Genomic DNA, 13,181 nt, shown 5'->3' with positions numbered 1-13,181 from the left:
GTTATCTTGAATTCGAGATTCATTATATTATCGTCAAAATATTATGTCAATCATTCATTTTAGCTTTATCAAGCCACTTATAATTTATTTCTCAACATAAGACATATGGAATTAAAAGAAAACAATTGTTACTATACAAGTATCTCAATTACGTTATTTCTTTTAAAGAGAGCTTGTTTTTAATCGCAAGTTCTCTTTTGCCATGTTCTAAATTGAATCCGGACAAATTTCAGATAATGAGTCTGCCCCCCATGTATATGATATAGTTTTTAAACACAGATTAGAGCCCTCCTATAAGAAGGAGAGCTCTAATCTTTCAAATAAATATTCACCATTTTTATCATTGCGGGGACATCAAAACTTTAACTTGATGAGGATATGGCACTACACCATGCACATCAAGTTGAGAATTCAGAATTTCCTCAAAACGAAAAACGGAATTATAACAAATTATTTATATAAATCATTTTATTAGCAAATATAGATGTAAGACACCTAATAATTCCTTAGCGTACGAAATTCTTGTTTTGTTGGCAGGATCCATCGCTATCAAGCTAAGAAAATACAACTACCCCCAGCACAAATTTTGTGCTAACTTGTAACAAGATAGCTCTTTCGTTTTTAGATTATTAATTTCTTAAGTAGAAATGATAGCGGTACATTATTGGTTACATGAAAAAGTGCCAATCTTATCGATAATTTTATCATTTTAGCCAAGGAGACTCCTTCCTCAAGGAACGCGAAGTGAGTAGGTGGAGATGAATTAATTGGCATAGGACAAAAAATATCAGAATTTTTGGGAGTTCAAAGTGCTTAAACGTGGTATTATTTAAGTTTTTTCATTGAGAATGCATAAATACAAACAAAACCAGTAACACATCTTTTCTGTGCCTTACTGGTTTTGTTAAAGGTCATCTTAAATTGTAGCTAGTTCAACGCAATTGTAAATTCTGAGTTCGGTGCGCCAGCAAATACAACCGTCCCGTTCTCTGGTAGTTTTACTTTGTTATTGGCACTAACAACGGTAAAATTGACGCATACTCCATTCTCATCATACACCGCAAATGAACTTCCTGGTGGCAACTCCACATTCATCGTTTTCCCTGCTGCCTCTTGCGGGATTGTAAACCATTTCGCATGCCCATTTTTTTGCAGTGTAACTTTCGATAATTGACCTGTGTCAAGGGATTTTACGTTAGATTCACTGACGTATAAAAAGCTGGCCATCTCCATATATTCATTACCATTCTCTGTATAGAAATGAGCTTCCGTCGTATCCCGCCCATTTATCACGGGAATCTGAATTTGATGTGCCGCCGAATTTGGACCTGTAATTTTTTTGCCGTCCCAATACCCATCCTTGAGCGTAATTTGTGTGTTTAGTGGCATTAGTAGTCCTAGATAGTTCATTGAATTAAATTTTTCGTTAACAAGGTAGAACTTGCTACCCTCACGCTTCGCCCATGCAGCAGCTGTTTTCTTCGGTAACACATTGTTTTCTAATTTTTGGGCTAAATATTGAGTCAACACATTTTGCCCCAATCCCGGCGATAATTCATATGTGCTCTCTCTCAAATAAACTTTTCCATTCTTCTCAGTAACGAAGTTAAGCTTGGAGGTACCCTTCTCATTTATAAAGCTTCCATCCGCCGTATATACATATTTTTCTTCCAGTTTAGTTGGTAAAAACAGTTCTCCCTTCTTCGTAATTTCTATTTTGAAATGGCTTTGGATATTTCCATAAAAACCCGCTTTTTTTACCACATCTTGAGGTACTTTAGCCTTGACTGGCTTGCCGAAGGATTTATCTGGTTTAATATCCTTAATTGTCCCTTTCTCTTTAAGCCTAGCTAACAGTAATTTGTTTGCCAACAGTTGATTTGTCGTGCTGGAGCCGCCGGAGGACAATACAGCTGCTGCCATCTTCTGCTCTGGAAGCACGACCAATGTGGCATGTTGCAGTACCGTATCCCCACCCTTAGTCAACGCTTTTATCCCATATTCACTAAATGGGTATAGTTTCACACTATCCCAGCCAAGACCATAGTTGAACACGTTTTCGCTATCTTCCGGCCACATGCCTCTTTTATATTCTTCTTGTTCCATCGCCTTGACTGCTTTATTAGAGAGAATTTCTTTTCCCTGTCCCATAAATATTTGTGAGAATCGCACCACATCTTCTGCAGTAGAAGAGATTCCTCCCGTACCAATCGCATTTACCATTTCACTTGGAAGCTGTCCCTGGTATTTCGGAGAATACTGTCCAGCCCGCTTTTCGTCTTCCCATTTGTTTTGCGATGTTATCGTATGATTCAGTTTTAATGGCTCTGTAAACTTTTGATGTAGAAATTCAGTAAAACTCATACCACTGACTCTCTCTACCAAGATCTCAGCCAGCGTAAAACCATCATTACAATATACTGAGAACGCACCAGGGTCTGCCTTCAAGTTTTGGTTGGACAATTGCTGCAACAAGATATCATGGGCATAAGCATCATTATCTTTAAATAAAAATACATTATTGTACGTGGAACCTTGCAAACCCGAAGAGTGATTCAACAACATACGCGGTGTGATGCGCTTATATCGTTTATCTTTCATTTTGAACTCAGGAATATAGCGGGCAACAGGGGCATCCAAATCAACTTTTCCTTCGTCTACTAGTTTCATAACAGCCGCAGCTGTATATACTTTACTGGTTGAACCAATTCCGTATAGAGTATCTTTGGTTAGTGGCTCTTTCCCTTCTATGTCGTTCTTGCCTGTCTGCCCCGACAAAATAAGTTTACCATTATCAATCAGCGCATACTGCACGCTAGTAGTCTCATAGGAATTCGTGAGTAGTTCAGCGTTCTCTGCAGCAATCTTCTCCAAATCTTTGCTTCCAACTTCTTGGCTAGATACAACCGGAGTCTTACTGCTAGAAGAGGCTATAGCTCCTGTTGGTAGACTCATCGTTAGAGCCAAAGTAGCGGCTAACACCCCAGATAATTTATTTTCCATAAGAAAAATGCCTCCTTAGATAAATGATTGATTTCATCTTTTATTTGTTCAATTACAAACATCACATAAACTACTATTCCGTCTTTATCCCTACTGTCTAAATTCAACAAGTAAAATACTTTTAAAAAGACCAGGATTCTCGGTTCTACCCATACTGTTCAAATTGCCGTCAACATATGCCTCCCTCCATGTGTCCCTCCAGCAAAAGTATTAAATTCTGGAATAACACCTGTATGTCCCCCTATCGAGACAACGTTAGGAATTTTAATTTCATAGATTCCTAGACCATATCCATTGATTCCTCCCTTTCCTGTAGAAACTGTAGTGAATATTTGTTTTAGTTGCTGTTCTTTCAGTAATTTGCCACCAAGCAAATAAGAAAAAAATTGTTTAAGTCGTTACACTTCCAATGTCAAAGCAAACATCTGTTTTCATCGGTTTCTTAGTTCTTATATCCGCTACAGCCACTGCATCCCCCCACGTTTTTCTATAGCGATTATCCCGGGGTATCCAAGTTGCAATGTATTTTGCATTACTTGTTCGACGGAAGTATGATCTCGTTGATTACTTATTTGTAATGACCTAAGTATATTTTGAGTGGAGCCTGTTTTTATAATTGAGACTGGTGTTAGGTATAATAAAGAAGTTCCGGCAATGAAAAATGCCATATCTACAAATGGAAGTTAACTATATATTTTCATAAAACACTCTTGCTCTCTATTCATATAGTATGGGCGGTTGTATATTATTTCTTACTAACTAAACAGAGAGCATCTTCATATTGATTATTTTTACAGGCACCATTCTGTGATAAAAAACGGTAAATCCTCTCTTTTTCACATGTATGTTAATACCATAAATGTTTTTTCATTTAGAATGCTCTTATTACTAGTTTGGCTTTCACATAAATATATCCTATTTACCTCCCTCTTTTACGCTTCTCTATATTTGTATCCTATACAATAAACATTTCTTTTTTCTTATGCATTTCTTACAATTTCCTTACGTTCAAATCACTTCTATTTGTGGATATCAAAACAAAGACGTTAAAAATCTGAATCTAATGGGACTGCACTTCTTGTGGCGCACCTCGTGATTGGAATATTAACAAGTAGCAATCTAAATGATGATGCAATAAGGCCTCTAACCGCAAAGACTGCAGGGGTAGCCTAATAAATTTGATTTCTATTGAACACTTTACTTAGGAATTCCTCACTTCTAAGCGAAGTGAAAATGGTGAAGTTTAAGTATAGGGGTACTATGTTAACTTTTCATGAATATAATGTATCTCTTCACTATCTCTTTGTGAATGGAGTTTCGGTAGCTAATGTAGATGCACCTATTTCAAGTATTGGTCCTGATGTAATATCTTTTAAATATACAGCTATAATAGTAAGGAAATTCGGCGTTATTTTAATGCTGGGCCGAACAAAAATATTATTTCTAAAATTCAACCTAAGGTGGGAATGTATGTAAATGGAGATGAAAAATCAAATAAAACAGTGGTAAGTTTTATTTGATTAACCAACATTATTTTTTGTCCACTGTTTCTTCTTGTAGGAGTAATAAAGTTATTAAATTTTCCAGTTTGGATTTTTGATGTAATGCTATATCAGCATGGTCTTCCATCTTTGCTTTTGTCTTGCTATTTAAGAAACTCTATCCTGGTCAGAGTTTCTTACAATTCGTAAAAGATAGATTTAAAAATAAGATTAGGTTATCTATAATTCTTACAGTAAGCACCATTCAAGTAATTATATTTTTGATGATGTTGTTTCTTGTGTCAATTAACAGTGAAGCGGATTCAATTTTTAATAGAACTTCATGGGGTTTGTTAATTTATTACTTTGTTAAAACTATTGTTTCCGGACCTCTAGGAGAAAAAATTAGGTTGGAGAGGTGTTACACTAATGGAGCTTCAAAAAAATATTCCCCATTAAAACCTTCAATAATTATCGGTTTTTGGTGGGGAATGTGGCATTTTCCTATATAGTTTACTACAGGTTTTACAGGCATTCATTTAATCAAATATATTTTGTTTTTTATGGTTTCAATTATATCTACTACAATACTCATGCCAACATTTTATAATTTAAATTGCAATTTGATTATTCCAATTATCATCCACTTTTTTTAAATTTTTTTATAGGCATAATAAATAGTCAATTGATTGAATTAATTATGTAAAATACAATTTTTTATTTAATAGTTGTGGTTTTAATATAGTTATAAATCCCAATGAGGTGTTATACGGAAACAAAACCTAAAATATGTAAACGAAGATCGTGACTTGAATCAGTAGTAGTTTTACAGTTTTTCTATGTATATTCTATACAAGATTTGTAGACATAACGTCTTATTATCGGTAGCAAGGAAAAGGCGAAATCTTATTCTCACAAGGGATTCACCTTTTTCTTTTTCTATAATTCTATGCATATTTATATATATTCCTATCCTGGCGCGGTTTTAGGGTTCGCCTTTAACTGTATATAATCTTGCATACTCTTAGCGTGGTTATTTGCCAAAATGCTAGCGATACCCCATGCCCATCCACTTAGAAATTAATTGTTCTCCAAAATGAAAGAAATAAGCCAAACTCTCATAAGTAACTGTAAAAAGGTAAAATTTCCGTTATGGGGGTGTCTCAAAATCTTAGCTTGATGGTGATGTGAAGCTACCCCAATTAAGAAATATTACTAACCATATATCTATCATATTTTTTATAAACAGGATTAATTTGATTTAAAAAAAGATTTCTTTTTCTTTACTCGTAATAAATCACCTGTCCATCCTTTGAATCGCATATACATATACATACCTCCTGTTGTGAAAATAATAAATAAGAGAGCAATTAAATAGCTATATTTCCATTCTAGTTCAGGCATATATTTAAAATTCATCCCCCACAATGCTCCTAAGGCCGTCAAAGGCGTACTTACAGCAGTTAATACAGTAAGGGCTTTCATAATTTCATTCCCACGATGAGAAGAAACAACTTCTTGTAAATGAATCATCGTGTCTAATTCTTCTTGATACTCTTTAACAAGTTGTAATCCACGCTCTAATTTTACGTTTGTTTGTTTATAACAAAGGGTGTTTGTTAGGTTTTCTAACCAAGCTTCCTCCAGGCCTTGTAACACTTCTTGTATTAAGCGAAACACATGTGTGTTCATAAATAATTCATGACGAATATGATAAATCCTTTCTAAAACTGCTATGTTATTATGATGATAAAAATCCCATAAGACATTCCTAAAATTGTTTTCGAAATAGTCGACCTTTCGTAAGTAGTGAGATATAAACATTGATAAGATAGCACATAATCCTTCAGCGGAACTATTACAATTTTTTGCACTAAAAGAGGCATTATGTATTAATTTCTGAAAGTCCTCTTCCTCTTTTTCCTGAAACGTTATCAATATTCCATGAGCTACGAAATAATGAAGGAATTTTTGAATTTTGGCGTCCTTTTTATCTTGATCAAATAAAAACGAACCATATACACAAGTTTGACTTGGTGATAACGTATAAACATATAATCCATTTTCACAAGGAGAACTTATTTTCTTTACAAATTGAGAGAAATAAGATGCTACATCACGAGGGATTATAGAAGAAAGTTTTTCAAGCTCACTAGTTTTCACATGATACCAACTCCATTTCGGCATTTTTATACATTCCATATTATTCTTCCTTTCTAAATAGTTTTATGTTTGATCGAATCATATCCGTAATATGAAATTTGTATGTAGGTATTCATGCCTTGGAGAAAAAGTTTTTAAATCAACTAAATTACAAAATAAATGGCATAGGAGGTCTTATTCTGTTAAAAGGAAGACCCCCTATATATTAGCTATTTTTATTCTCAATTTTAAACATTTCCTCTATACAAGCACTTTTTATCTTTTCTTATTTATATGTGGCAAAGAAGCCACATAATTTGGCACGTCTATTCAACGAAATCCATTTCGATCGTTATTATAATTTAGATTCATATGCAGATTGATTGGTGATGTCGTCAAATACTTGACTTCCAATCATGTAGTATCCATGAAGTGCAGCCTCTTTCGAAGCGTCTACCATACGGAAAGAAGAAATTTCACCTTGCATTTTTTCAATTCGTTTTTTGTGGAGATCTACTATTCCTCCTGTCCAAATAATAGTGTCATACTGGTCTAACTTAAATTGTTCTTGTAATACACGCATAACATCTTGGAAGTGTGCATCCAACTCTTTTTGAATCAAAGTATCAACCTGACTTGTCTGATGATTTTCTTCTCGACATTCATATCCTTTTTCTAATATGTTTGGCATGTCGTTAATATGGAATTGATTACTTTCACCCGTATGATTCTGCACGATATTCTTAATATTTTTCAAAGGCTTGCTACATCCTAGTTCCGTCTCATAATGATTTAAAATGACATTCTGTTTCATATCTGTCATTTCTAATGTACGAAATCCGCCATCAATAATTAAGATACGATCTCGTTCCTGAATGATTCCCTCTTTTAAGAAATAGGCATGTAAAGCGACCGGTTGCTGAAGAATCAAAGCATTTTCCACCGTAATATGAATAAATTTCCCATCAATTTGCACGGAAGTTTCTTTTTTTAGTGCACGTTGTAATTGCTCATGCTGACTACCAAAACAAGTAACGGGAAGCCCGGTAACAACTAAAGGCAACACGACATTTTCTTTATAATCCTTTGCAATGCAACCAAATATTTGTTGTTTAAACCGGTCGCTTTCATAATAATTTTCTATTTCTTCACCAAATGGAGGAAGAAATGAAGCGTCAGATTGATGTGCTTCATCTCCCATGTAGTATGCAAAGTCTAAGTCTATAAAACTTACCTTTGTTAAATCTTCACTTTCAGCATGATTGGGTACAGGTGCTAGTGTAGAGGCTTCACTCTTAATCGTCACCTCAGAATCTACATCCTGTCGATATGCCCGCTTGGTAAAGCCAATTCCTACGTCAATTGCATACAGAGATTTCATACTTTTTTCCTCACTTTCTCTTTTTAGAATTAAATCTAAGCACTCTCTTCTTTCCCTTCTTTCATATATTTCTTTTCATTTTTCGTTTTTTCTCCGTCTATGTCCTTACTACTTTGATTTATTTCGTAATCCTTTTCATCTTTTTTCTTTTTGTTATTTTCGTTTTCTGTTAAATCTTTAATGGTAGAAATGACAACTGGTGTGGCTGTAAGCAGTTGTGGTAATGTTTGTTTTGCAACATTAGCTGCATTTACAGAGAATTGTTTACTTGTCTCAGTTACCTTCTCTAATGTTTCCTTTATGTTCCCTTCTTGTAGTTTGTCTTTTACGCTTTTTCCTGCTGTTTGTATAGCTTTCCGATTTTCTTTTTTTAATAAGGAGACCATGATTCCGGTCGTAACCCCAATCACAGCATATTTAAATATTGTATGTTTCATTTTTCTCACCCTTCTCTACTTCTATTTTTTTCCATGCTACAACCTAAAATAATTACCTTACCTATTTATCAGATGTTGCAATTTATTACAGAGAATGATAGTTTTGCGGCTGCCTATCATTCGCCATTGGTACTTCAGCTGTTACTAGGAGTAAAATCTTCCCTTGATCTAGTTTTTCTTCATATAAGTTAGCTTCCTCCTTCGACAACCCCATTTCTTCCATTTGATTTCGAAGTTCGTCCCCTTTTTTGGAGAAAAAGTTGATAATACTTGTTCCCAATCCTTGTTCTTTTACTCCAATCGTATTTATGTTTGTATCATCCGCAATCTTTTTTGTTAGATGTTTTTCATGTGTTAAGACGTAAATGTCATCTTGGTGAATCCCTTGTAATTCTAGCTCTTTTACTTTCATAGCTACTTCATGTTCATTATCATATTCATGAACCACCGGTTTTCTTTCATTCTTATGCATTGTATTTTTCCTCCTTTAGATTTTTTATTTAGTTGTTATGTAATATGTAATACACCTATTTTAAAGATGTTAAACCTAAATTTTCGAAAAATTTCATACAATAGGTTATTAATGTCTTTGAATATCAAAGTGATGTCACGAGAACTTTGCTTTGATAAAAGTGTTACAAATAACGATTTGTTTAAAAGGCAAGCCCCTTATTTTATAGAAAAATTCTATTTAGAAAAAGTTACAAATGGAGTACAAGATACTTTTTTCGGTAATTAAATCAAAAGAAAAATAAAAAAAACACTCCTTTTCAAAGAGTGCTTTTAAAAAACAGATAACCTAATAAAAATGTTTCTATTTTGATTACAGAAAGAAAGTCTTTATTAAAACATATGGTTGCTAATTTAATTGCAATCTTCCTTGCACCCAAGCAGCAATAGCATCTATAACATACTCAGGGATATTAGCAGAATTATAATATTCATCCGGTTTACTTATTTCTCTATAATCTTCTGTAAATAAGAGATTTAACTTTGGATATAGTCGATAATCCATGTTATCTCGTTCTTTTAGTTGTTCTTTCCAAAGAGGAATTTCGATTTTCGCTTGAACTTGATAGTCTCTTTCTTCTTGAATAATAAAAAGTGGTGTCTTTTGTTCTTTTGACATTTCCACTGCTTTAATTTTACGGATAGAATCCCTACTTCACAGGATTTTTTTGCTGTTTTCATTATATCCTTACTATACAAATGAAAATATACAATTATACTAAATATACAAACTTTGCATAAAAAAATGATTTTATAGTATCTTTTTAATATCCATGTCCACCTTGCCAGCCACCATGTCCGCCTTGCCAACCACCGTGTCCGCCCGGCCAACCACCATGTCCGCCTTGCCAACCACCATGTCCACCTTGCCAACCACCATGTCCACCTTGCCAACCACCGTGTCCACCCTGCCAACCACCGTGTCCACCTAGCCAATCCCCCTTTCCACCTACCCATCTACCATGTCCCTGTTGCCAACCACCGTGTCCACCTTTCCTAGCGCCGTTTGCTCCTTGCCAACCCCCTTGTCCACCTTGCCAACCACCGTGTCCACCTTGCCAACCACCGTGTCCACCCGGCCAACCACCGTGTCCACCTTGCCAACCACCCCCGGCCAACCACCGTGTCCGCCTTGCCACCAGCCTGCATAGCCTTGTCTCTGTGAGTTCATTCCTTCGCATCCCTTCTTATTAAAAATTCAAATACTGTAACTGGGTATTCTCTAAATATAATTATGTATCCCAAAAATAAATGTATCCGCAAACATCCCGATTATTGGTAAAGTAATTATCTAATGAAAAAACATTTATTATTGCAAATCTAAGCTCTATTATTTTTTGCTTTTCCAAAAATTTTTTCGCTATTTTATTAGCATAATACTTTTTAGATTCAATTTCATCATAGTTACTTAGTATTACAACAGACCAATCATTACTTGGGATCCTTTTTCAACATTACATCAGAATCCATAGTTGGACTTTAGTTATACAAAGAAAACGATACTTCACTATTGAAGTATCGCAAAAAAACTATTTACTTACATTATTATGACTATAACCCTATCCGGTATTAGTTACTCACCTAAAATTGCAAATGGGCTAAACGATTCATAATGAATCAATTCCTTTTCTATACTGTGCTCTTTTAATACTGGAGCCGTTGACTGCACAATTTGTATTGTTTTCTCATCAATCATAAATGGTACATCCCTTCGTATACAATGTTTTTATAAAACATTAGCATTATTTGAAATTTACCTTTCATAATTTCATTTTTTACTTTTAACTTCAGAATATCGAATCTTTTTTTTAATTATTATGGAACTAAACTGATCCAATAGTGATTCTGGCGCAATTGCTCTGAAGTTTTTACACTAGAACCTTCTTATTTACGCATTGAAAAATGTTACCTATAACGGAAAAGCCCAGATAGCGATGTGGCGGCACTATTATTAAAGGCATTTCTCCTTCTAAAACAGACAGTACTTGCAATCTTAGTACGAATCACAGTTGAATTCATGTTACTTAATCGTACCCATTCCGGCAATTTTAATCTTAACCTTGACGTTTACATCGCCTTTTGCTAATTCGTTACCCCAATTATTTTGTATTTTTTTCCATTCCGGATATGTGTATGTTCTTGCATATCCTCCAAGCCCAATAGGATCAATTTTGGCGGTTTGTATTTTTTTTATTAATTGCTTGAAATCAGCTTCCAACTTAGTTTCAATCGCCTTTTGTAATTTTGCTGCGTCCTTTCTAGTGTTAAACGAAAAAAGTCGTTCTGTAATACCGATTCTCATCTTTACATCTACATTAAATATAAAATGATCATCATATCTTGCCTTTGTCTTTACTTTAATACCATAGGCAGTAAAACTTATCAAATCTTTATCTTGACTATCTGAATTTAGCTTAATTGGAACTGTAAATGGTAACTCCCCTGCAGTTCCTTGTTGCAAAATGCGTAAGAGTTTGTTTTCATCAGGTTTCAGCGTTAATTTATACTTTCCTTTTTCATCCAATAAGGCTGTACCTGTCACCCATATTTTATTCTTTTTTTTCAGTTCAGTAATATTTGCTGTTAGCCCTTTGTCTGCTCTTTGTTCATATAATTCTTGAAGTGTTGTTTTCACCGTGATATTTCTTAAAAAAGCGGTATCAACTAGTTTTGTTAAATATATAGGAAGTCGCGGTTTATCTTTTGGACTATAGAAGATGACGTCTGAAACAGGTCCATCTACAGCGACAACCCTTGCGGTAACTGTATTTTTGGGATCACGGTAAAATGGATCAAGGTAAATTTCCCAGTTTTTTTGTTTCAGTAGCCTTTTTCCAACTAAAATAACCTGCGTTTTACTTCCGGCGGTAAGCGCCATAACCGTAGCATCAAATTGGTCTCTTGCTTTTCGAACCGTAGCAGATTTCACACCAGTAGTTTCTTCTTTTATTTTTGCTTCTTTATTGAAAACAGGGCTTGATATATACACTAATAAATTATCATTAGGATCTAAATCGATACCAAGAATAAGAGTAAGAGAAACATCTTCAACATTTCTTTGATCAAAGCATCCAGTCATCAAGAACACCAATAACAAAATACAACATAGTACTTTTCTTTTCAATGTATCCTCCCCTGGCGAAACTTCTCATATAGACAGCAATACAGCCATAAGATAATAGGTAATATATATGTTACTCCTAATCCAGTATTCGATAATACCTGTTGCCAAATTTCGGATTCATTCCAACTAGGATGGGTCCAAAATGTGAATCCGATAATAAGCAATAAGAGAACAACTACATGAGAGCTGTGATTTTGTTTTCTAAGTAATTGGCTAGAACAAAATACAGAACAGTATAGGGCAGGGATCCATGATGTGGAAACAATGGTTAAGTAAACAGCCAATAAAATCATGTCAAAACGTTCTAAAAAACGAAATTCAATTACTTTCAGTAAATTTATTACCGGTTGATTATATTGCGTAATGCTATCAGGGCTAAAATAGGCAAAGCAAACAATAGTAGCAAATAAATAAAATAACATTGTTAAGGTGTTTGCTATAACCATTCCATGAACTGCATACTGTTTTTTTTGTAAAAATGGATATAAAAAGAAAGCAATATCAAACCCTAAATAAGCATAAACAGTGCTTGGTACAGCGGTTAGTATAGGTTTCCACCCTTCTTTTAAAAGCGGAAAGAACGGCATCCAACTTCCATTCCCTATAAGAGGGATTAAAAAAAATATCGGAATCCAAAGCGCCATATAAAAAAAAAGTTCGGCGTATCGTCCTAAAATACTAGGACCGTTACGTGCAACAAAATAGGTAGGAATCGAAAACAAAAAGATAACGATATAGTCAGGCGTTTTCGGGAGAAGCCATCCCTTAAGGTAAAGCATAGCGTTTATAAGAACGATACAAGAATAAAAAGCGAAGTACATCATGTAAATAACAACGAATGCTTTCCCTACTATTTTTCCAAACAATCGTATAAGAATATCATAAATCGTATCCTCAGGATATCTTGCAGCTGTTTTCACTATAAACACACCTGATATTGTGGAGAAAATCCAACCAATCAATATAGCTATCCATCCATCTGTTCCAGCCTTTTCTGCAAGCACACGTGGAAGCGATAAAACGCCAGTGCCCACCTGCACTCCATTAATTAAAATAATATACTGCATAAGAGTGATTTCATTATAGGCATACTTTTTCATAAT

9 protein-coding genes and 4 pseudogenes are annotated in these 13,181 nt (G+C 34.5%); 2 read left to right on the top strand and 11 right to left on the bottom strand.

What is annotated here, in order from left to right; genetic code table 11:
- Positions 1-927 precede the first annotated feature (927 nt).
- Positions 928-3,003 (bottom strand): serine hydrolase domain-containing protein, encoded by a 2,076-nt coding sequence (locus DN390_RS08295; protein ID WP_147807102.1) that lies wholly within the window; start codon positions 3,001-3,003, stop codon positions 928-930.
- A 90-nt stretch (positions 3,004-3,093) separates the two neighbouring features.
- A pseudogene (locus tag DN390_RS31750) lies at positions 3,094-3,398 on the bottom strand (serine hydrolase domain-containing protein); the annotation flags it as partial.
- A 1,134-nt stretch (positions 3,399-4,532) separates the two neighbouring features.
- Here DN390_RS31750 and DN390_RS31070 point away from each other — a divergent pair.
- Positions 4,533-5,270 (top strand): annotated as a pseudogene (locus tag DN390_RS31070) (CPBP family glutamic-type intramembrane protease).
- A 465-nt stretch (positions 5,271-5,735) separates the two neighbouring features.
- On the opposite strand, the gene DN390_RS08280 reads toward DN390_RS31070, so the two are convergent.
- The 4 genes from DN390_RS08280 to DN390_RS08265 all read right to left on the bottom strand — a co-directional run bounded on the left by DN390_RS08280 (position 5,736) and on the right by DN390_RS08265 (position 8,916).
- Positions 5,736-6,686 (bottom strand): magnesium transporter CorA family protein, encoded by a 951-nt coding sequence (locus tag DN390_RS08280; RefSeq protein WP_060631436.1) that lies wholly within the window; start codon positions 6,684-6,686, stop codon positions 5,736-5,738.
- 295 nt (positions 6,687-6,981) lie between these two features.
- Entirely contained in the window at positions 6,982-8,007 is a 1,026-nt protein-coding gene (locus tag DN390_RS08275) for a ParM/StbA family protein (RefSeq protein ID WP_147807101.1), read from the bottom strand.
- A gap of 35 nt (positions 8,008-8,042) precedes the next feature.
- Positions 8,043-8,444: a peptidase U61 gene (locus DN390_RS08270; RefSeq protein ID WP_147807100.1), complete on the bottom strand. Its 402-nt coding sequence runs from the start codon at positions 8,442-8,444 to the stop codon at positions 8,043-8,045.
- An 85-nt stretch (positions 8,445-8,529) separates the two neighbouring features.
- On the bottom strand, positions 8,530-8,916 hold the full coding sequence (locus DN390_RS08265) for a YflT domain-containing protein (RefSeq protein WP_147807099.1): 387 nt from the start codon (positions 8,914-8,916) through the stop codon (positions 8,530-8,532).
- 111 nt (positions 8,917-9,027) lie between these two features.
- On the opposite strand from DN390_RS08265, the gene DN390_RS31065 reads away from it, so the two are divergent.
- The gene (locus DN390_RS31065; RefSeq protein WP_147807098.1) at positions 9,028-9,183 is read left to right on the top strand and encodes an acyl dehydratase; all 156 of its coding nucleotides are present in this window, start codon (positions 9,028-9,030) and stop codon (positions 9,181-9,183) included.
- 120 nt (positions 9,184-9,303) lie between these two features.
- Here DN390_RS31065 and DN390_RS08255 read toward each other — a convergent pair.
- The 5 genes and pseudogenes from DN390_RS08255 to DN390_RS08235 all read right to left on the bottom strand — a co-directional run.
- Positions 9,304-9,603 (bottom strand): annotated as a pseudogene (locus tag DN390_RS08255) (alpha/beta hydrolase); the annotation flags it as partial.
- Between the two features lie 115 nt (positions 9,604-9,718).
- Positions 9,719-10,125, bottom strand: a pseudogene (locus tag DN390_RS08250) (hypothetical protein).
- A 402-nt stretch (positions 10,126-10,527) separates the two neighbouring features.
- Positions 10,528-10,650 carry a flavoprotein gene (locus DN390_RS08245; RefSeq protein ID WP_000564622.1) on the bottom strand — a complete coding sequence of 41 codons (123 nt, stop codon included), beginning with the start codon at positions 10,648-10,650 and terminating at the stop codon, positions 10,528-10,530.
- Positions 10,651-10,974: 324 nt separating this feature from the next.
- Positions 10,975-12,078, bottom strand: coding sequence for a Ger(x)C family spore germination protein (locus DN390_RS08240; RefSeq protein ID WP_147807096.1), 1,104 nt, complete (start codon positions 12,076-12,078; stop codon positions 10,975-10,977).
- Positions 12,075-13,178, bottom strand: a complete 1,104-nt coding sequence (locus tag DN390_RS08235) for a GerAB/ArcD/ProY family transporter (protein WP_098538965.1) — start codon at positions 13,176-13,178, stop codon at positions 12,075-12,077. The genes DN390_RS08240 and DN390_RS08235 overlap by 4 nt, the downstream gene beginning before the upstream one ends.
- Positions 13,179-13,181 lie beyond the last annotated feature (3 nt).

Origin of the sequence: Bacillus sp. SH7-1 (genome assembly GCF_008042405.1) — a bacterium.
Lineage (GTDB): Bacteria > Bacillota > Bacilli > Bacillales > Bacillaceae_G > Bacillus_A > Bacillus_A thuringiensis_N.
This window is presented reverse-complemented; position numbering and strand designations above follow the sequence as displayed.